The 20,715-nt window shown below is 71.8% G+C and carries 15 protein-coding genes; 8 read left to right on the forward strand and 7 right to left on the reverse strand.

Translation table 11 applies throughout. From position 1 onward, the window contains the following. The first annotated feature begins 116 nt into the window (after positions 1-116). The 5 genes from ABZ172_RS22235 to ABZ172_RS22255 all read left to right on the forward strand — a co-directional run bounded on the left by ABZ172_RS22235 (position 117) and on the right by ABZ172_RS22255 (position 7,240). Entirely contained in the window at positions 117-1,226 is a 1,110-nt protein-coding gene (locus ABZ172_RS22235; RefSeq protein WP_356885589.1) for a substrate-binding domain-containing protein, read from the forward strand. A 195-nt stretch (positions 1,227-1,421) separates the two neighbouring features. Continuing rightward, positions 1,422-2,210 carry an ATP-binding cassette domain-containing protein gene (locus ABZ172_RS22240; protein ID WP_356885591.1) on the forward strand — a complete coding sequence of 263 codons (789 nt, stop codon included), beginning with the start codon at positions 1,422-1,424 and terminating at the stop codon, positions 2,208-2,210. Further along, complete coding sequence (locus ABZ172_RS22245; RefSeq protein WP_356885593.1) at positions 2,207-3,484, forward strand: sugar ABC transporter permease; 1,278 nt, start codon at positions 2,207-2,209, stop codon at positions 3,482-3,484. The genes ABZ172_RS22240 and ABZ172_RS22245 overlap by 4 nt, the downstream gene beginning before the upstream one ends. A 175-nt stretch (positions 3,485-3,659) precedes the next feature. Then, entirely contained in the window at positions 3,660-5,573 is a 1,914-nt protein-coding gene (gene dxs, locus ABZ172_RS22250; RefSeq protein ID WP_356885596.1) for a 1-deoxy-D-xylulose-5-phosphate synthase, read from the forward strand. Between the two features lie 164 nt (positions 5,574-5,737). Further along, on the forward strand, positions 5,738-7,240 hold the full coding sequence (locus tag ABZ172_RS22255) for an amino acid permease (protein ID WP_356885598.1): 1,503 nt from the start codon (positions 5,738-5,740) through the stop codon (positions 7,238-7,240). Between the two features lie 63 nt (positions 7,241-7,303). On the opposite strand, the gene ABZ172_RS22260 is transcribed toward ABZ172_RS22255, so the two are convergent. The 6 genes from ABZ172_RS22260 to ABZ172_RS22285 all read right to left on the reverse strand — a co-directional run bounded on the left by ABZ172_RS22260 (position 7,304) and on the right by ABZ172_RS22285 (position 15,225). Beyond that, a complete protein-coding gene (locus ABZ172_RS22260) occupies positions 7,304-8,404 on the reverse strand; it encodes an LCP family protein (protein ID WP_356885600.1) in 1,101 nt (366 codons plus the stop codon). Positions 8,405-8,652: 248 nt separating this feature from the next. Further along, positions 8,653-10,782, reverse strand: a complete 2,130-nt coding sequence (locus ABZ172_RS22265; RefSeq protein ID WP_356885602.1) for a 3-hydroxyacyl-CoA dehydrogenase NAD-binding domain-containing protein — start codon at positions 10,780-10,782, stop codon at positions 8,653-8,655. Continuing rightward, complete coding sequence (locus tag ABZ172_RS22270; RefSeq protein ID WP_356885604.1) at positions 10,779-12,005, reverse strand: acetyl-CoA C-acyltransferase; 1,227 nt, start codon at positions 12,003-12,005, stop codon at positions 10,779-10,781. The genes ABZ172_RS22265 and ABZ172_RS22270 overlap by 4 nt, the downstream gene beginning before the upstream one ends. 286 nt (positions 12,006-12,291) lie before the next feature. After that, complete coding sequence (locus tag ABZ172_RS22275; protein ID WP_356885606.1) at positions 12,292-13,566, reverse strand: ribonuclease D; 1,275 nt, start codon at positions 13,564-13,566, stop codon at positions 12,292-12,294. A 117-nt stretch (positions 13,567-13,683) separates the two neighbouring features. Next, complete coding sequence (locus ABZ172_RS22280; protein ID WP_356885608.1) at positions 13,684-14,346, reverse strand: response regulator transcription factor; 663 nt, start codon at positions 14,344-14,346, stop codon at positions 13,684-13,686. Between the two features lie 219 nt (positions 14,347-14,565). Next, positions 14,566-15,225, reverse strand: a complete 660-nt coding sequence (locus tag ABZ172_RS22285) for a DUF3000 domain-containing protein (RefSeq protein ID WP_356885610.1) — start codon at positions 15,223-15,225, stop codon at positions 14,566-14,568. Positions 15,226-15,384: 159 nt separating this feature from the next. On the opposite strand from ABZ172_RS22285, the gene hemE reads away from it, so the two are divergent. Beyond that, entirely contained in the window at positions 15,385-16,428 is a 1,044-nt protein-coding gene (gene hemE / locus ABZ172_RS22290; protein WP_356885624.1) for a uroporphyrinogen decarboxylase, read from the forward strand. Positions 16,429-16,482: 54 nt separating this feature from the next. Here the strand turns inward: hemE and ABZ172_RS22295 are convergent, their stop codons facing one another. Beyond that, positions 16,483-17,865 carry an FAD-dependent oxidoreductase gene (locus tag ABZ172_RS22295; RefSeq protein ID WP_356885612.1) on the reverse strand — a complete coding sequence of 461 codons (1,383 nt, stop codon included), beginning with the start codon at positions 17,863-17,865 and terminating at the stop codon, positions 16,483-16,485. A 312-nt stretch (positions 17,866-18,177) separates the two neighbouring features. Here ABZ172_RS22295 and hemG point away from each other — a divergent pair, with 312 nt between their 5' ends. Next, positions 18,178-19,665 (forward strand): protoporphyrinogen oxidase, encoded by a 1,488-nt coding sequence (hemG, locus tag ABZ172_RS22300; RefSeq protein WP_356885614.1) that lies wholly within the window; start codon positions 18,178-18,180, stop codon positions 19,663-19,665. Positions 19,666-19,669: 4 nt separating this feature from the next. After that, a complete protein-coding gene (gene hemQ, locus ABZ172_RS22305; RefSeq protein ID WP_356885616.1) occupies positions 19,670-20,383 on the forward strand; it encodes a hydrogen peroxide-dependent heme synthase in 714 nt (237 codons plus the stop codon). Positions 20,384-20,715: the final 332 nt, after the last annotated feature.

The raw sequence follows: 20,715 nt of genomic DNA on the forward strand, positions 1-20,715 counted from the left end.
ACGAATGGCACCGTTGTCATCTCGTTAAGAATTTACTCCTTGACGCTGGCCTCGCGGCCGAGTTGACTTCCAGCCACCTCGGCCGCAACGTCGCGGCCTCGTCAGGGAGGTTCGAAATGAACACGCGCATGCGTCGTGCCGCCGTTGCCGTTGCCGCCACCACCATGGCCGTCTCGCTCGCAGCCTGCGGAAGTGCCAAGGAGTCCGGAGACAAGACCAGCTCCGAGTCGGCCAAGAAGGGCGACGACCTCAAGATCGGTCTGCTCCTTCCCGAGAACGTCACGGCGCGTTACGAGAAGTTCGACAAGCCGATCATCGAGAAGAAGGTCAGCGAGTTGACCGGCGGCAAGGCGGAGGTCACCTACGCCAACGCCCGGCAGGACGCCACGCTGCAGGCGCAGCAGGTCGACACCATGATCACGGGCAAGGTCGACGCGCTCATCATCGACGCCGTCGACGCCAAGGCCATCGAGAACAGCGTGAAGAAGGCCAAGGACGCCGGCATCCCCGTCGTCGCCTTCGACCGCCTCGCCGAGGGCCCGATCGACGCCTACACCTCCTTCGACAACGAAGAGGTCGGCCGCGTGCAGGGCAAGGCCCTGCTGGAGGCCCTGGGCGACGCCGCCAAGCCCACCGTCGTCATGATGAACGGCTCGATCACCGACCCGAACGCCGCACTCTTCAAGAAGGGCGCCAAGTCGGTCCTCGACGGCAAGGTGACCTACGGCAAGGAGTACGACACCAAGGAGTGGAAGCCGGAGAACGCCAACTCCAACATGGAGGGCGCGATCACGGCCCTGGGCAAGGACAAGATCGACGGCGTCTACTCCGCCAACGACGGCATGGCCGGCGGCATCATCCAGGCCCTCAAGTCCGCCGGGCTCTCCAAGCTCCCGCCGGTCACCGGCCAGGACGCCGAGCTCGCGGGTGTGCAGCGCATCGTCAGCGGCGAGCAGTTCATGAGCGTCTACAAGTCCTACCCGCAGGAAGGCATCATCGCCGCGGAGATGGCCGTCGCGCTCGCCAAGGGCGAGAAGCTCGACTCCATCGCCACGTCGAAGATCGACAACGCCGGCACGAAGGGCATCGCCACCGTCCTCGTCCCGGTCGTCTCGCTGACCAAGGACAACATCAAGGACACCGTCATCAAGGACGGCATCTGGACGCTCGACGAGATCTGCACGGCCAAGTACAAGGCCGCCTGCAGCTCCGCGGGCCTGAAGTAGTACCCGTCCGCCCGGCCGGCCCCGCGGGGCGCGCCGGGCGGCCCGAAGCCTGTCCGGCGCCGCGCCCACCAACTGTCCCGCTACCGGGCGGGGCGCCGGACGGAACGCCTCGGACGCTCTTCCGAAATTTCTTCTGCTCGACCACCGCGCCTTCCCCCAGGCGCGGCATCCCCGCCGGGTCAGGCGGCGAAGGAGATGGTTCACGTGTCCGCTACGCCCGTGCTGGCGTTGCGAGGGGTCTCCAAGCGATTCGGTGCCGTCCAGGCGCTCACCGACGTAGAGCTTGAGGTCCACGCCGGCGAGGTGGTCGCCCTGGTGGGTGACAACGGCGCCGGCAAGTCAACGCTGGTCAAGACGATCGCCGGGGTGCACCCCATCGATGACGGCGTCATCGAGTGGGACGGCCGGCCCGTCCAGATCAACAAGCCGAACGACGCCCAGAACCTGGGGATCGCGACCGTCTACCAGGACCTCGCGCTCTGCGACAACATCGACGTCGTCGGCAACCTCTACCTCGGCCGGGAGCTCCGCAAGTACGGAATCCTCGACGAGGTCGAGATGGAGCGTCGCTCCCGCGAGCTCCTCAGCACGCTGTCGATCCGCATCCCCAGCGTCCGCATCCCGATCGCGTCGCTCTCCGGCGGTCAGCGCCAGACCGTCGCCATCGCCCGCTCGATGCTGGGCGAGCCCAAGCTCGTCATCCTCGACGAGCCCACCGCCGCGCTCGGCGTCGAGCAGACCGCTCAGGTCCTCGACCTCGTCGAGCGACTGCGCGAGCGGGGCCACGCGGTCATCCTCATCAGCCACAACATGGCCGATGTGAAGGCCGTCGCCGACAAGGTGGCGGTGCTCCGGCTGGGCCGGAACAACGGGATCTTCGACGTGAAGACCACCTCGCAGGAAGAGATCATCTCCGCCATCACAGGTGCCACGGAGAACGCCGTGACCCGTCGTGCGGCGCGCAACGCGGAGGCCCAGAAGTGACAACCGACAAGAAGTCCACCGCAGTGGTCAACCCGGAGGCGGCCAAGGGCGCCGACACCGTGGTCGACCCCCGGCTGCTCGTCCGCGAGCAGGGCCTCGCCGGCTACCTCACCGAGTTCAAGCGCAAGATGCGCGGCGGTGACCTCGGCTCGATCCCGGTGATCGTCGGCCTGCTCATCATCTGCGTCGTCTTCCAGAGCCTGAACTCCGAGTTCCTCTCGGCGAAGAACGTCAGCGACATCGCCGTGACGATGGTGGCGACCGGCATGATGGCCGTCGGCATCATCTTCGTGCTGCTGCTCGGCGAGATCGACCTCTCGGTCGGCTCGGTCAGCGGTGTGTCGGGCGCGGTCGTCGCCGTGCTCAGCGTCACCCACGGCATGAACGAGTGGCTCGCCATCCTCGTCGCCATCGCCAGCGGCGCGGTCATCGGAGCCCTCCACGGCTTCTTCTTCGCGCGGATAGGCGCCCCGGCGTTCGCCGTGACTCTGGCCGGCCTGCTGTTCTGGCTGGGCTTCATGCTCCAGCTGCTCGGCGACACGGGCACGATCAACCTGGACAGCGACGGCGTGGTCGGCAACCTGACCACGTACTACTTCTCCGACGTCGCGGCCGCCTACGGCCTCGCCGCCGTCGCGGTGATCGGCTACTTCCTCTCCGCATTCCTGGACACCCGCCGCCGTGAGGCCGCGGGCATCCCCGCCCGGCCGCTCGTGGACATCGTGGTCCGCACCGTCGCGCTCGCGGTGTTCGCCTTCGGCGCGGCGTTCATGTTCAACCAGTACCGCGGCCTCCCGCTGGCCCTGGTGCTCTTCCTCGTCGTGCTGGTCGGTACGGACTTCCTCCTGCGCCGCACCTCCTACGGACGGAAGATCTTCGCGCTCGGCGGCAGCGTCGAGGCGTCCCGCCGCGCCGGTATCAACGTCACCGCGATCCGGGTCTCGGTCTTCTCCATCGCCGGTACCTTCGCGGCGGTCGGCGGCCTGTTCTGGGCCTCCAAGATCGCGGCGGCCAACCAGGGCTCCGGCGCCGGCGACCTCCTGATGAACGTCATCGCCGCGGCCGTCATCGGCGGCACCAGCCTCTTCGGTGGCCGGGGCCGCACCTGGAACGCCCTGCTCGGCGTCATGGTGATCGTCTCGATCCAGTACGGCCTCGCGCTCGAAGGCATCGCCACGCCGATCAACTACATGATCACCGGTGCTGTTCTTCTCATCACGGTGGTCATCGACTCCATCACCCGCAAGACGCAGAAGACCGCAGGCCGCGCCTGACCGTCGTACCTGCGCACACGTGCCCGGCGTCCTCCGTGACGCCGGGCACCCGCGCGTCCGGCCCCACGGGGTGCGGCCCGGGCCGAAATGCGCCGCCCGACGCCCCGGGCCGCCGGCGGAACATTAGACTCATCGGATCGACACGCTCGACCAGCTCACACGCAAGGAGGCACGGGTGGATCTGCTGACCCGCATCAGGGGACCGCGCGACCTGGACCGGCTCGACTCCGAGCAGCTGGACCAGCTCGCCGGGGAGATCCGTACCTTCCTCGTCGAGGAGGTGTCCAAGACCGGCGGCCACCTCGGCCCGAACCTCGGCGTGGTCGAGCTGACCATCGCCCTGCACCGGGTCTTCGAGTCCCCGCAGGACAAGGTCCTCTTCGACACCGGCCACCAGAGCTACGTGCACAAGCTGCTCACCGGCCGGCAGGACTTCTCCCGGCTCAAGAGCAAGGGCGGCCTCTCCGGCTACCCGTCCCGCGCCGAGTCCGAGCACGACGTCATCGAGAACTCGCACGCCTCGACGGTGCTCGGCTGGGCCGACGGCCTCGCCAAGGCCAACGAGGTGCTGAAGAAGGACGACCACGTCGTCGCGGTCATCGGGGACGGCGCGCTCACCGGCGGTATGGCCTGGGAGGCGCTGAACAACATCGCCGCCGCCAAGGACCGGCCCCTCGTCATCGTCGTCAACGACAACGAGCGCTCGTACGCCCCGACCATCGGCGGCCTCGCGAACCACCTCGCCACCCTCCGCACCACCGACGGCTACGAGCGCTTCCTGGCCCGCGGCAAGGACTTCCTGGAGCGCACGCCCGTCGTCGGCAGGCCGCTCTACGAGACCCTGCACGGCGCCAAGAAGGGCCTCAAGGACTTCATCGCCCCGCAGGGCATGTTCGAGGATCTCGGCCTGAAGTACGTCGGCCCGATCGACGGCCACGACATCGAGGCCCTGGAGTCCGCCCTCCAGCGTGCCAAGCGCTTCGGCGGCCCGGTCATCGTGCACTGCCTCACCGAGAAGGGCCGCGGCTACACCCCCGCCCTCCAGGACGAGGCGGACCGCTTCCACGCGGTCGGCAAGATCCACCCGGACACCGGCCTGCCGATCTCCACCTCCGGACTCGACTGGACGTCGGTCTTCGGCGAGGAGATGGTCAAGCTCGGCCAGGAGCGCGAGGACATCGTGGCCATCACGGCCGCCATGCTCCAGCCCGTCGGCCTCGGCCGGTTCGAGGAGGCCTTCCCGGACCGGATCTACGACGTCGGGATCGCCGAGCAGCACGGCGCGGTCTCCGCGGCCGGCCTCGCCACCGGCGGACTGCACCCCGTCTTCGCGGTGTACGCGACCTTCCTGAACCGCGCCTTCGACCAGGTCCTGATGGACGTGGCCCTGCACCGGTGCGGCGTCACCTTCGTCCTGGACCGGGCCGGCGTCACCGGCACGGACGGCGCCTCGCACAACGGCATGTGGGACATGTCGATCCTGCAGTGCGTGCCGACCCTGCGCATCGCCGCCCCGCGCGACGCCGACCAGGTCCGCGTCCAGCTGCGCGAGGCCGTCGAGGTGGACGACGCACCCACCGTCGTCCGCTTCTCCAAGGGCGCCGTCGGCCCCGCGGTCAAGGCGGTCGGCACGGTGGGAGGCATGGACGTGCTCCGCTCCCCGGAGACGGACGAGCCGGACGTCCTGCTGGTCTCCGTCGGCGCCCTCGCCCCGATGTGCCTGGAGATCGCCTCCCTGCTCGACGCCCAGGGCATCTCCACGACCGTGGTCGACCCCCGCTGGGTCAAGCCGGTCGACGAGGCGCTCGCCCCGCTCGCGGCCGAGCACCGGGTCGTCGTGACCGTCGAGGACAACAGCAGGGCCGGCGGTGTCGGCTCCGCCGTCGCCCAGGCGCTGCGGGACGCCGGTGTCGACGTGCCGCTGCGCGACTTCGGCATCCCGCCGGTGTTCCTCGACCACGCCTCGCGCGCCGAGGTCATGGCCGAGATCGGGCTCACCGCACCGGACATCGCCCGCCAGGTCACCGGCCTGGTCGCGAAGCTCGACGGCCGGTACGGGAGCCGCGTCGCGGAGCCCGCCCGGGACTGATCCCCGCCGTTCCGCGCGCACGGCCACGGGCCGGCCGCCCACCCCGCCCGGGTGGTGCGACCGGCCCATTCGCGTGAAAACGGGGCACAAGGTGCGAACCGCTGCATCCTGTGGCTGCCGGGTCCGAATCATGGCGTGCACGACGAGTGCGTGGAGGTACGCCGGTGAGCACCCAGCAGGACATGCCACCCCGTGGGGACGGGCTGTTCCGGACCAAGACGGTCGAGCAGTCCATCCGCGACACGGAGGAACCCGAGCACGCCCTGAAGAAGTCCCTCTCCGCGCTGGACCTCACGGTCTTCGGGGTGGGCGTCATCATCGGGACCGGCATCTTCGTCCTCACGGGCAAGGTCGCCAAGGAGACGGCAGGCCCGGCCACCGCCCTCGCCTTCGTCGTGGCGGGCGTGGTCTGCGCGCTCGCGGCGCTCTGCTACGCCGAATTCGCCTCGACCGTCCCGGTCGCCGGATCCGCGTACACCTTCTCGTACGCCTCCCTGGGCGAACTGGTCGCCTGGATCATCGGCTGGGACCTGGTGCTGGAGTTCGCCCTGGGCACCGCGGTCGTGGCGGTCGGCTGGTCCGGCTACGTCCGCTCGCTGATGGACAACATCGGCTGGACGATGCCCGCGGTGCTGTCCGGCCCCGACGTGGCGAGCGGCTTCGGCTTCGACGTCCTGGCGTCCGCCCTGGTCCTGGTCCTGACGGTCGTCCTGGTCCTCGGGATGAAGCTCTCCGCCCGGGTGACCACGGTGGTCGTCGCCGTCAAACTGGCCGTCGTGGCGATCGTCGTCATCGCCGGCCTGTTCTTCGTCAAGGCGGCCAACTACACGCCCTTCGTCCCCCCGGCCCAGAAGCAGGAGGGCGGATCGGGTCTCGGCGCCCCGCTGATCCAGCTGCTCTTCGGCTACGCACCGACGAACTTCGGCGTCATGGGCGTCTTCACCGCCGCGTCCATCGTCTTCTTCGCCTTCATCGGCTTCGACGTCGTGGCCACCGCCGCCGAGGAGACGAAGTTCCCGCAGCGCGACATGCCGCGCGGCATCCTGGCCTCACTGGTCATCTGCACCCTGCTCTACGTCGCCGTCTCCGTCGTCGTCACCGGGATGCAGCCCTACGCGGAGCTCTCGGTCAGCGCCCCGCTCGCCGACGCCTTCAAGGCCGTCGGACACCCCTTCTACGCGGGCGTCATCAGCTTCGGCGCCGCCGTCGGCCTCACCACGGTCTGCATGATCCTGCTGCTCGGCCAGACCCGGGTGTTCTTCGCGATGAGCCGCGACGGGCTGCTGCCGAGGTTCTTCTCGCGGACCCACCCGCGGTACGGCACCCCGTACCGCCCGACCGTGCTGCTCGGCGTGCTCATCGCGATCGTCGCCGGGTTCACGAGCATCAACGAGCTCGCGACCCTGGTGAACATCGGCACGCTCTTCGCGTTCGTGCTCGTCGCCGCCGGCGTGATCGTGCTGCGCCGCACCCGCCCGGACCTGCACCGCGCCTTCCGCACCCCGTGGGTGCCGCTGCTGCCGGTCCTCTCGGTGGCGGCCTCGGTCTGGCTGATGCTGAACCTGCCCGCGGAGACCTGGCTCAGGTTCGGGATCTGGATGGCGCTCGGCGCCCTCGTGTACTTCGCGTACGGGCGCCGCAACAGCCGTATGACGAAGGGCTCCTGAGCCACGGAGGCGGCCCGGCGCCCGGACCGCCTCCGCCTCCGCCGCCGTCACCGGAGCGGGGCGTCAGCCGCCGGTGGCCGGTGACCTCTTGGCGGACTCGGGGATCGTGCCGTCCGAGCGGATCGCCTTCCAGAGGGTGCCGGCCTGCGGCTCCGCGGCCACCACCCGGTTCGGGTCCTGCCGGTCGTAGGCGACCGGCAGCATGACCGTCTCCATGGTGGAGGGGTCGACGCCGTTCATCGAGCGGGCGAACCGGCTGAGCGAGGTCAGCGAGGCCAGCCCCTCGTCCGTCGTCAGCGACTCGGTCGCGGACCGGGCGATCCGGTACGTCGTCGCCGGACTGCCCAGCAGGTCCTGCGACTTGATCTCGGTCAGCAGGGCGAGCAGGAACTGCTGCTGGAGTCCGATGCGGCCGAGGTCGCTGCCGTCCCCGACGCCGTGCCGGGTGCGGACGAAGGCGAGGGACCGGTCGCCGTCGAGCCGGTGCGTGCCGGCGGCCAGGTCCAGGCCGGACGCCGGGTCCCGGATGGGCTCCTCCACGGTCACGGTGACGCCGCCGATCGCGTCGACCAGCTCCTTGAACCCGGCGAAGTCGATCTCCAGGTAATGGTCGATCCGGACCCCGGACATCTTCTCGACCGTCTTCACCACACAGGCCGGACCGACCTGCGAGTAGACGGAGTTGAACATGACCCGCTCGGCGGACGCCCGCGTCGAACCGTCCGCCGCGGTGCACTCGGGCCGGGTCACCAGGGTGTCGCGCGGGACGGACACGGCGACGGCCCCGGAGCGGCCCTCGGGTATGTGCACCACCAGTGCGGTGTCGGAGCGCGCCCCGCCGACCGCACCGCCCCCGCCCAGCTCCTGGTTCTCCGCCCCGGCGCGCGAGTCGGAGCCGAGGACGAGCAGGTTCTGTCCGGTGGTGGGGAGCTTCTCGGGGCGGTCCCCGCCGAGCGCCTTGTCGATGTCGACGCCCGTGATGTTCCGGTCGAGGTCCTGGTACATCCAGTACGCGCCACCGCCGCCCGCCAGCAGCAGCACGAGGAGCACGAGGAAGGTGATCTTCAGCCCGCGGTGGCGCCCGCGTTCCTTCCTGCGGCCCCGCGGAGCCGGTCCGCCACGGTGCGATGCGCGTCGGCCCGGAGGCATGGCGTCGTCACTCATCCTGTTCGAGTCCCTTGATCTCGCGGCCCGTTGGGGCGGTAGACGGGTTGGACCCGGGTGGGGGGAGGAGCCGGTCCGACATGGGTGGTGCGTAGCACTATAGACAGTGCGTCGATCATGCGTACGAGTGCTGGAGCTATTCGTGCGGGCCGGATCCGCTCCGGGGGCGCCCGCGTCCCGGCCGGGCCGCCGACGCACACAGGGGCCGTACGGGCGACTGCCCGTGCGGCCCCTGTGCGGCTCGCGCGCTACGCCGGGACGCTGGCCACGCCCTGCGCCAGGAACGGCTTGCCGTTGACCCGCTCGGAGACGCCCTCACGGTCCAGGTACGGGGTGATGCCGCCCAGGTGGAAGGGCCAGCCCGCGCCGGTGATCAGGCAGAGGTCGATGTCCTGGGGCTCGGCGACGACGCCCTCGGCGAGCATCAGGCCGATCTCCTGCGCCACCGCGTCCAGGACGCGGTCGCGGACCTGCTCCTCGGACAGCACGGAGTCGCCCTGCCGGAGAAGGGCGGCCACCTCGGGGTCCAGCTCCGGCTTGCCGGAGTCGTAGACGTAGAAGCCGCGCTTGCCGGCCCCGACGACCGCCGCGAGGTTCTCGGAGACCGTGAAGCGGTCCGGGAACGCGCGGTTCAGGGTCTCCGACACGTGCAGGCCGATGGCCGGGCCGACCAGCTCCAGCAGCACCAGCGGGGACATCGGCAGGCCGAGCGGCTCGATGGCCTTCTCCGCCGTCCCGACCGGGGTGCCCTCGTCGATGATGTTCTGGATCTCGCCCATGAAACGGGTCAGGATCCGGTTGACGACGAACGCCGGCGCGTCCTTCACCAGCACCGCGGTCTTCTTCAGCTTGCGGGCGACGCCGAAGGCCGTGGCCAGCGAGGCGTCGTCGGTCAGCTCGCCGCGGACGATCTCCAGGAGCGGGAGGACCGCCACCGGGTTGAAGAAGTGGAAGCCGACGACCCGCTCGGGGTTCTTCAGCTTCGACGCCATCTCGGTCACCGAGAGGGACGAGGTGTTCGTGGCGAGGATCGCGTGCGCCGGGGCGACCGCCTCCACCTCCGCGAACACCTTCTGCTTGACGCCGATCTCCTCGAAGACGGCCTCGATGATGAAGTCGGCGTCGGAGAAGCCCTCCGCCTTGTCCAGCACACCCGAGACCAGCGCCTTGAGGCGGTTGGCCTTGTCCTGGTTGATCCGGCCCTTGCCGAGGAGCTTCTCGATCTCGGCGTGGACGTAGCCCACCCCCTTGTCGACGCGCGCCTGGTCGATGTCCGTCAGGACGACCGGGACCTCCAGTCGGCGCAGGAAGAGCAGGGCGAGCTGGCTGGCCATCAGGCCCGCGCCCACCACGCCGACCTTGGTGACCGGACGGGCCAGGGCCTTGTCCGGAGCGCCGGCGGGACGCTTGGCGCGCTTCTGGACCAGGTTGAAGGAGTAGATCCCGGACCGCAGCTCACCGCCCATGATCAGGTCCGCGAGGGCCTGGTCCTCGGCGTCGAACCCGGCGCCCAGGTCGCCGCTCTTCGCCGCGGCGATGATCTCCAGCGCGCGGTAGGCGGCCGGGGCCGCGCCGTGCACCTTGGAGTCGGCGATCGCCCTGCCGCGCGCGACGGCCTGGTCCCAGGCGTCGCCGCGGTCGACCTCGGGCCGCTCCACGGCGATCTCGCCCTTGAGGACGGACGCGGTCCAGATCAGCGACTGCTCCAGGAAGTCCGCGCCCTCGAAGATCGCGTCGGCGATCCCGAGCTCGTAGACCTGCTTGCCCTTGAGCTGGCGGTTCTGGTTCAGCGAGTTCTCGATGATCACCGAGACCGCGCGGTCCGCGCCGATCAGGTTGGGCAGCAGTGCGCAGCCGCCCCAGCCGGGGACCAGGCCGAGGAAGACCTCGGGCAGCGAGAACGCCGGCAGCGCGCTGGAGACCGTGCGGTACGAGCAGTGCAGCCCGATCTCGACGCCACCGCCCATGGCCGCGCCGTTGTAGTACGCGAACGTCGGGACCGCGAGGCCGGACAGGCGGCGGAAGACGTCGTGGCCGCCCTTGCCGATGGCCAGTGCGTCGCTGTGCTCCTTGAGGAGCTCGACGCCCTTGAGGTCCGCGCCGACCGCGAAGATGAACGGCTTGCCGGTCACCCCGACCCCGGTGATCGCGCCCTCGGCGGCCTCCTTCTCGACCTGGTCGACGGCGGCGTTCAGGTTCGCCAGCGACTGCGGGCCGATGGTGGTCGGCTTGGTGTGGTCGAAGCCGTTGTCCAGGGTGATGAGCGCGAAACGGCCCGCACCGCCCGGCAGGTCGAGGTGGCGTACGTGCGCCTGCGTGACGACCTCGCCGGGGAACAGCTCGGCCGCGCCCTTCAGAAGCTCGGTGGTGGAGCTCACTTGTTGCCTCCGGCGTTCTCGAAGTGCGGGTTCTCCCAGACGACCGTCGCGCCCATGCCGAAGCCGACGCACATGGTGGTCAGGCCGTAGCGGACCTCGGGCTGCTGCTCGAACTGCCGGGCCAGCTGGGTCATCAGGCGCACGCCCGAGGAGGCGAGCGGGTGGCCGTAGGCGATCGCGCCGCCGTACTGGTTGACGCGCCGGTCGTCGTCGGCGATGCCGTAGTGCTCCAGGAAGGCGAGCACCTGCACGGCGAAGGCCTCGTTGATCTCGAAGAGACCGATGTCGTCGATGGAGAGGCCGGCCTTGGCCAGGGCCTTCTCCGTCGCCGGGATCGGGCCGTAGCCCATGACCTCCGGCTCGACGCCCGCGAAGGCGTAGGACACCAGGCGCATCTTGACCGGGAGGCCCAGCTCGCGGGCCGTCTCCTCGGACGCGAGCAGCGACGCGGTGGCGCCGTCGTTGAGCCCGGCGGCGTTGCCGGCCGTCACGCGGCCGTGGGCGCGGAACGGGGTCTTCAGACCGGCCAGCGACTCCAGCGTGGTGCCGGGGCGCATCGGCTCGTCGGCGGTGACCAGGCCCCAGCCCGTCTCGCCCGCCTCGGCGTTGGTGCGGCGCACCGAGACCGGTACCAGGTCCTGCTGGATCGCGCCGTCGGCGTAGGCCTTGGCGGCCTTCTCCTGCGAGCGGACCGCGTACGCGTCGGCGCGCTCCTTGGTGATCGAGGGGTACCGGTCGTGCAGGTTCTCCGCGGTCATGCCCATGAACAGAGCGGACTCGTCGACCAGCTTCTCCGAGACCAGGCGCGGGTTGGGGTCCACGCTCTCGCCCATCGGGTGGCGGCCCATGTGCTCGACCCCGCCGGCGATGACGACGTCGTACGCGCCGAAGGCGATGGAGCCGGCCGTCGAGGTCACCGCGGTCAGGGCGCCCGCACACATGCGGTCGATGGAGTAGCCGGGGACCGACTGCGGCAGACCGGCCAGGATGGCGGCGGTGCGCCCGAGGGTGAGGCCCTGGTCGCCGATCTGGGTGGTCGCGGCGATGGCGACCTCGTCGATCTTCGCGGGGTCCAGGTCCGGGTTGCGGCGCAGCAGCTCCCGGATGGCCTTCACGACGAGATCGTCGGCGCGGGTCTCGTGGTAGATGCCCTTCGGGCCCGCTTTGCCGAACGGGGTGCGGACGCCGTCGACGAAGACGACGTCCCGGATGGTACGAGGCACGGTGGCTCTCCTCCAGGGTGCGGGATGGCACTGCTGCGGACGCGCGCATCGGCACGCCACGCCCCTCATGCTACTTGCGGGTAACCAGACTGCCCACCCCCCGTCGCCGGAGCGGCGAACGTCACACGCGCGGGGGCGCCGCCGGCGGCCCGGTGGGACCGGGTAACTGGCGTGAATTCGATCCTCCAGGACGGGACGGCCCACCGCGGGGTCCCGACACGCGTGAGCCCCCCTGCCGGATCGCTCCGTCGCAGGGGGGCGTACACGTGTCCGAGGGCGGCCGGCGTCAGGCGTCGGTGCCCAGGGCGCTCAGCAGCAGCGGGCCGACCTGCTCGATCTGCCAGTGCCGGGCACCGTGCCCGGCCAGCGCGGTCTCGACCGACTCCGGCGTCAGGACCTTGGGCGGCTCCCAGCAGACCCGGCGCACGGTGTCGGGCGTGATCAGGTTCTCCTGCGGCATGTGCAGCCGCTCGGCGAGCTCCGACACGGCGGTGCGGGCCGCGGACAGCCGGGCTGCGGCGGCCGGGTCCTTGTCCGCCCAGGAGCGGGGCGGCGGAGGACCGGCCGGCTGCTGGCCGGGCTGGGGCAGCTCGGACTCGGGCAGCTGCCTCGCCCGGTCGACGGCCGCCTGCCACTGCTCCAGCTGGCGGCGCCCCATGCGGTGCCCGAACCCGGGCAGAGCCGTGAGCGCCTGCACGTTCGCCGGGAGGGCCAGCGCCGCCTCGATGATCGCGGCGTCGCCGAGCACCTTGCCGGGCGAGATGTCACGGCGCTGGGCGACCTGGTCCCGCGCGGTCCACAGCTCGCGTACGACCGCGATCTGGCGGCGGCGTCGCACCTTGTGCATGCCGGAGGTCCGGCGCCACGGGTCCTTGCGCGGGGGAGCGGGGGGCGCCGAGGCGATCGCGGCGAACTCCTCCAGCGCCCACTCCAGCTTGCCCTGCCGGTCCAGCTCCTCCTCCAGGGCGTTGCGCAGGTCCACCAGCAGCTCCACGTCGAGCGCGGCGTAGCGCAGCCAGGGGTCCGGAAGGGGGCGGGTGGACCAGTCGACCGCGGAGTGGCCCTTCTCCAGGGCGTAGCCGAGGACGTTCTCGACGATGGCGCCGAGCCCGACGCGCGGGAACCCCGCCAGCCGTCCGGCGAGCTCCGTGTCGAAGAGCGAGGTCGGCGTCATGCCTATGTCGCGCAGGCAGGGAAGGTCCTGGGTGGCCGCGTGCAGGATCCACTCGCTGCCGCCGAGTGCCTCACCGAGCGCGGACAGGTCCGGGCAGCCGACCGGGTCGATCAGCGCACTGCCCGCACCCTCGCGGCGCAGCTGCACCAGATAGGCGCGCTGCCCGTAGCGGTAACCCGAGGCGCGCTCCGCGTCGACGGCGACGGGGCCGGTGCCGGCGGCGAAATCCGCCACCACCCGGGCCAGCGCGTCATCGGTCGCCACCACCGGGGGGATGCCCTCGCGCGGTTCGAGCAAGGGGATCGGCGCCGGGGCGACGTCGTCCGGGGGAGCGCCCCCGGTGGTTCGCAGTGATGTGTCTGCTGCGGTCTCTTGGGCGTCGGTCACATGCCAAGGGTATCTGTGCGAACGCGTCGCCCGTCGACGGAACGATCCGCCGACGGGCGTCCATGCGCGTAAACCGGCCGGTTGTGCCTCCGTGCGGGGGCCGGCGTGGTGCGGGGCTCAGTGGATGATGCCCGTACGCAGGGCCACGGCGACCATTCCGGCGCGGTCCCCGGTGCCGAGCTTGCGGGCGATGCGGGCGAGGTGGCTCTTGACCGTGAGGGCGGAGAGGCCCATCGAGACGCCGATGGCCTTGTTGGACTGGCCCTCGGCGACCAGGCGGAGCACCTCCACCTCGCGGCCGGACAGTTCGCGGTAGCCGCCCGGGTGGCTCGGGGAGCCGGGGGGCCTGCGGTGCATGCGGGCGGCGTTGGCTCCGATCGGGGCCATGCCGGGGCGGGCGGGGTGGCCGATGTTGGTGCGGGTGCCGGTGACGACGTAGCCCTTCACTCCGCCCGCGAGGGCGTTGCGCACCGCGCCGATGTCGTCGGCGGCGGAGAGGGCGAGGCCGTTCGGCCAGCCGGCGGCCCGGGTCTCGGACAGCAGGGTCAGCCCGGAACCGTCGGGCAGGTGGACGTCGGCAACGCAGATGTCGCGCGGGTTGCCGACGCGGGGGCGGGCCTCCGCGATGGACGACGCCTCGATGACGTCACGTACCCCGAGGGCCCACAGATGGCGGGTGACGGTGGAACGGACGCGGGGGTCGGCCACGACGACCATGGCCGTCGGCTTGTTCGGGCGGTAGGCGACCAGGCTTGCGGGCTGCTCGAGGAGAACGGACACCAGGCCTCCTGGGGAGTGGCGGGACGGGTCGGCTCGGGGGTGAAGCCGGGGCGAACCATGCTTGAAGGGTCATTGACCTCTTCGGCAGCAGGTGCGTCCTCCTTTAGGGGAAGATCACGATCTAGTGAGTAACAATTCGGGCAAATAGGACGGGCGATCGATTGTACGAAAAGAGAGCCGGCCCTTGTGCGACCGGCTCTCTCCCGAGGTGACGCAGCGTTATGAGACCTGCGGACCGCGCCGCTGGGGCAGGCTGACCACCGCCGCCTCGGCCGTCCCCGACGGCGGCAGCCCGGCGAGCTGGCAGAGCAGATCGCCCCAGGCGACCAGGTGCGCCGCCATGTCCGGCACGCCGCCGCGCCCCTCGCGCGGGGTCCACGAGGCCCGGATCTCGATCTGCGTCGCCGGGCGCCGCGCGGAGAGCGCCCCGAAGTAGTGCGAGCCCGCCCGCGTCACCGTCCCGCCCGCCTCCCCGTAGGAGAGGCCCCGCGCGTCCAGCGCCCCGGTGAGCCAGGACCAGCACACCTCGGGCAGCAGCGGATCGGCCGCCATCTCCGGTTCGAGCTCCGCCCGCACGAGCGTCACCAGCCGGAACGTGCCCTGCCAGGCGTCGTGACCGGACGGGTCGTGCAGCAGGACCAGGCGGCCGTCGGCGAGGTCCTCCTCGCCGTCCACCACCGCGGCCTCCAGGGCGTACGCGTGCGGGGCGAGCCGCTGCGGCGGCCGTGTGGGCTCGACCTCCAGTTCGGGGCGCAGCCGGGCGGAACGCAGCGCGTCGACCGCCGACCGGAACGCGAGCGGGACGCCGTCGCCGTCCGCACCCTCCTCACTGTCGGTGCCATCGGAATGATCGGAAAATTGTCCCTGAGCCGGAGCCATGCGGGGAAGAGTAGGCGGAACCGGAGCGTCGTGCAGGGAAGGACACCCGTGCGACGTCCGGCTTCATCGCCGCTCCGTGCGAAGATTCTGTGCGTGAGTGCCAACGACCTTCCCCAAGAGCTCAGCTCCGACCGATCGGGGGAGGGCCCGTCCGCGGACCTGCGGACGCCCCCCGCCACCCGTGAATCGGCCTTCCTCAAGGCGTGCCGCCGCGAGCCGGTGCCGCACACCCCCGTCTGGTTCATGCGGCAGGCCGGGCGCTCGCTGCCCGAGTACCTGAAGGTCCGCGAGGGCATCGCGATGCTCGACTCCTGCATGATGCCGGAGCTGGTCACCGAGATCACGCTGCAGCCGGTACGCCGGCACAAGGTCGACGCCGCGATCTACTTCAGCGACATCGTCGTACCGCTGAAGGCCATCGGCATCGACCTCGACATCAAGCCCGGCGTCGGCCCGGTGATCGCCGAACCCGTCCGGACCCGCGCCGACCTCGCGCGGCTCCGCGACCTCACGCCCGAGGACGTCACCTACGTCACCGAGGCCATCGGGATGCTCACCGCCGAGCTCGGCGCGACCCCGCTGATCGGATTCGCCGGCGCCCCCTTCACCCTCGCCAGCTACCTCGTGGAGGGCGGCCCGTCCCGCAACCACGAGCGCACCAAGGCCCTGATGTACGGCGACCCGGAGCTGTGGGCCGACCTGCTCGACCGGCTCGCGGAGATCACCGGCGCGTTCCTGAAGGTCCAGATCGAGGCCGGCGCCTCCGCCGTCCAGCTCTTCGACTCCTGGGTCGGCGCGCTCGCCCCGGCCGACTACCGCCGCTCGGTGATGCCGGCCTCCACGAAGGTCTTCGACGCCGTCGCGTCCTACGGCGTCCCGCGCATCCACTTCGGCGTCGGCACCGGCGAGCTGCTCGGCCTGATGGGCGAGGCCGGCGCGGACGTCGTCGGGGTGGACTGGCGCGTCCCGATGGACGAGGGAGCCCGCCGGGTCGGTCCCGGCAAGGCGCTCCAGGGCAACCTCGATCCCGCGGTGCTCTTCGCGCCGACCGAGGCGGTGGAGGCGAAGACCCGCGAGGTCCTGGACGCCGCCGCCGGCCTGGAGGGCCACATCTTCAACCTCGGACACGGGGTCATGCCGTCCACCGATCCGGACGCCCTGACGCGCCTGGTGGAGTACGTCCACCGGCAGACCGCCCGCTGAGGTCCGGGGCGTGCGGCGCCGCCCTCCCCGGAGGGCGGGACGCCGCCGCACGCCTCAGGACCGCCGGCTCGCCCGCACCGCCGACACGGCCTTGCGGGCGGCCACCAGCACCGGGTCCCAGACCGGGGAGAACGGCGGGGCGTAGCCCAGGTCCAGGGCGGTCATGGCCTCCACCGTCATCCCCGCGGTGAGCGCCACCGCCGCGACGTCCACCCGCTTCGCCGCCCCGTCGCGGCCGACGATCTGCACCCCCAGGAGCCGGCCGGTGCCGTACTCCGCGATCATCTTCACCGTCATCGGCCTCGCGCCGGGGTAGTAGCCGGCCCGGCCGGTCGACTCGATCGTCGCCGTGACGTAGCGCAGGCCCACCGCCGCCGCGTCCTTCTCCCGCAGCCCGGTCCTGGCGATCTCCAGGTCGCAGACCTTGCTCACCGCCGTACCGACAACGCCCGGGAACGTGCCGTAACCGCCCCCGACGTTGGCTCCGATGATCTGGCCGTGCTTGTTCGCGTGGGTGCCGAGCGCGATGTGCCGGGTGCGGCCGGCGACGAGGTCCAGGACCTCGACGCAGTCCCCTCCGGCCCAGATGTCCTCCTGTCCGGTCACCCGCATCGACAGGTCGGTCAGGAGGCCGCCGTGCGGACCCAGCGGCAGGCCCGCCTCGCGGGCCAGGGAGGTCTCCGGCTCCACCCCGATGCCCAGCACCACCACGTCCGCCGGACAGCTGCCGTCCTCCGTGGCGACCGCCGTGACCCGGCCGTCCCGGCCGGTGTCGATGCGGGTGACCGCGGCGTCGTTGACCGTCGTGATGCCCATGCCGTCCATCGCCTCGTGGACCAGCCGCCCCATGTCCGGATCGAGCGTCGCCATCGGCTGCGCACCGCGGTTGAGCACCGTGACCTCGAAACCGCGCTTGAGCATCGCCTCCGCCATCTCGACGCCGATGTACCCCGCGCCGACGACGACCGCCCTCCGCCCCGGGGCCCGGTCGAGGGAGTCCAGCAGCGCCTGGCCGTCGCCCAGGGTCTGCACCCCGTGGACGCCCGGCGCGTCGATGCCGGGCAGGTCGGGGCGCACCGGCCGGGCGCCGGTGGCGATCACCAGCTTGTCGTAGCCGGTCCAGGAGGTCTCGCCGCTGTCGCGGTCCCGCGCCCGCACGCGGCGGCCGGCGACGTCGATCTCCGTCACCTCGGTGCGGGTGCGCAGATCGATGGAACGGGCCCGGTGCTCCTCGGGCGTCCGCGCGACGAGGGCGTCGCGCTCCTCGACGTCACCGCTCACCCAGTACGGGATGCCGCAGGCGGAGTACGACGTGAAGTCGCCGCGCTCGAAGGCGACGATGTCCAGCTCCTCGGGCCCCTTGAGCCTGCGGGCCTGCGACGCCGCGGACATGCCCGTCGCGTCGCCTCCGACGACCACCAGTCGTTCCGCCGCCATGCCGGGTCCCTTCGCCGCCGTGTGCAGGATCAGGGACCCACGCTACGGCGCCCGCGCGGACCGGGGCGCTCCCGGCGGACCGCGCTGCCCGCGGAGCGCCCCCGGCGGCGCGGCGGCGGGGGACGGCACGGCGGGCGCGCGGTGTCGCCGAGCCGCCGTCACGGACCCCTCCCCGCCGCCGACTTGGCGCCGTGCGCCCCGTCGCCGTGGGCGCTCCGCACGAGGGCGGGCGGCGGGCGGCGCGGGCCGCCCACCGGCGCTTTCCGAACGGCCCCGTCGGGGACGGGGGAGGGGGTTTGAGAGAGTGGAGTCATGCAGCGTCCTCTTCAGCGCGACACCACACGCACCCGCCACGCCGTCGTCGTCGGCGGCGGCATCGCCGGACTCGCGGCCGCACACCGGCTGTCGGCCTCCGGTGTCCGGGTCACCCTCCTGGAGGCGACCGCGCGGCTCGGCGGCAAGCTGATGACCGGCGAGATCGCCGGGACCCGGGTCGACCTCGGCGCGGAGTCGATGCTGGCGCGCCGCCCCGAGGCGGTCGGACTCGCCACCGCCGTCGGGCTCGGGGACCGGCTGGGGCCGCCCGCGACCGCCACCGCGTCGGTCTGGACCCGCGACGCCCTCCGCCCCATGCCCAAGGGCCACGTGATGGGGGTGCCGGGCGACCCGGCGGCGCTCGGCGGGGTGCTCTCGCCCGAGGGCCTGGCCCGGATCGCCCAGGAGCGCGACCTGACCCCGACCGCCGTCGGCGAGGACGTGTCGGTCGGCAGCTACGTCGCGGACCGGCTCGGCCGCGAGGTCGTCGACCGGCTCGTGGAACCGCTGCTCGGCGGGGTCTACGCCGGGGACGCCTACCGGATCTCCATGCGCGCGGCCGTGCCCCAGCTCTTCGAGGCCGTCAAGGAGGGCGGCTCGCTCCTCGACGGCGTCCTCCGCATCCAGGAGAGGGCCGCCGCCCGGCACCAGAGGGGACCGGTCTTCCAGGGCATCGCGGGGGGCATCGGCACCCTGCCGGGCGCCGTGGCCGACGCCGTGCGGGCCGCCGGCGGCGAGATCCTCACGGAGACCCCGGTGCTCGGCCTCACCCGGGCCGGCCGGGGCTGGGACGTCCGCACCGACCGCCGGGTGATCACCGCCGACGCCGTCGTGCTGGCCACCCCGGCCTGGTCCGCGTCCACCCTGCTCGCCGCGGAGTGCCCGGCCGCGTCCGTCGAGCTCGCCGCGGTGGAGTACGCCTCGATGGCCCTGGTCACCATGGCCTTCAGACGTGCCGACGTCGCGGACACCGAGGCGCTCCGGGGGCGTTCGGGCTTTCTCGTGCCGCCCGTCGACGGGCGCACCGTCAAGGCCGCCACCTTCTCCAGCAACAAGTGGCAGTGGGTCGCCGACGCCGCCCCCGACCTCTTCGTGCTGCGCACCTCCGTGGGCCGCTACGGCGAGGAGGAGCACCTGCACCGCGAGGACTCCGAACTGGTCGCCGCGTCCCTGGCCGATCTCGCCTCGGCGGCCGGACTGACGGCCCGGCCCGTGGACACCGAGGTCACCCGGTGGATCGGCGGGCTGCCCCAGTACCCCGTGGGCCACCTCGGGCGGGTGTCCCGGATCCGTACCGCGGTGGCCGGACTGCCCGGCCTGCGGGTCTGCGGGGCGGTGTACGACGGCGTCGGGATCCCGGCCTGCGTCGCGAGCGCGCACCGGGCCGCGGAGGAGATCCTCGGGGACCTGACGCCCCCGGCCGCGGGGGAGATCGACAACACGCCGACCCGGGTTCGGGGCACCGGGAGCGAGGCGGGACAATAGCCGTATGAGTGCGCCAGAGAAGCTTCCGAACGCAGGCAAGAAGGCCAAGGACCTGAACGAGGTCATCCGTTACACCCTGTGGTCCGTCTTCAGGCTGAAGGACGTCCTTCCGCTCGACCGCGCCGGTCACGCCGACGAGGTCCAGGAGCTGTTCGACCAGCTCGCGGCCAAGGACGTCACGGTCCGGGGCACCTACGACGTGTCCGGTCTGCGGGCCGACGCCGACCTGATGATCTGGTGGCACGCGGAGACCTCCGACGAGCTCCAGGAGGCGTACAACCTCTTCCGGCGCACCCGGCTGGGCCGTGCCCTGGAGCCGGTCTGGTCGAACATGGCGCTGCACCGCCCCGCCGAGTTCAACAAGTCGCACGTGCCGGCCTTCCTGGCCGACGAGACGCCGCGCGACTACATCAGTGTGTACCCGTTCGTGCGCAGCTACGACTGGTACCTGCTGCCCGACGAGGACCGCCGCCGCATGCTCGCGGACCACGGCAAGATGGCCCGCGGCTACCCCGACGTGCGGGCCAACACCGTGGCCTCCTTCTCGCTCGGCGACTACGAGTGGATCCTGGCCTTCGAGGCCGACGAGCTGTACCGGATCGTCGACCTCATGCGCCACCTGCGGGCCTCCGAGGCACGGTTGCACGTCCGTGAAGAGGTGCCGTTCTACACCGGACGCAGGAAGTCCGTAGCAGACTTGGTGGCCGGACTCGCATAGCCAGCGTTTCCGGCCATCCCGACCCGGAAGATCAGTTGGCGGGCAACGGCGTGTGTGACGCCGCCCGTCGTTCCAGCGACACCGGGTCCGGTGCCGGGCACACATCGGCCGACGGCCGGCGAAACGTCGCGGCCCGCGGGGGAGTCAGCCATTCCTCCCCGCGGACCGCCGCCCCTCGCCGGGTCCGGCCGATGTGTCCCGGGCCGAACAACTCCATAGGCACGGCGTGGGGGGGGGGCCCGCCCCGGCGCCGCCCCCCCCCCCCGGGGGGGGGGCGCGCGCCGCGGGGCCCGCCCCCCCCCCCCCCGCCCCGGGGCGCGGGCCGCTGGGGC

This window comes from Streptomyces sp. NPDC006296 (assembly GCF_040613235.1).
Taxonomy (GTDB): domain Bacteria; phylum Actinomycetota; class Actinomycetes; order Streptomycetales; family Streptomycetaceae; genus Streptomyces.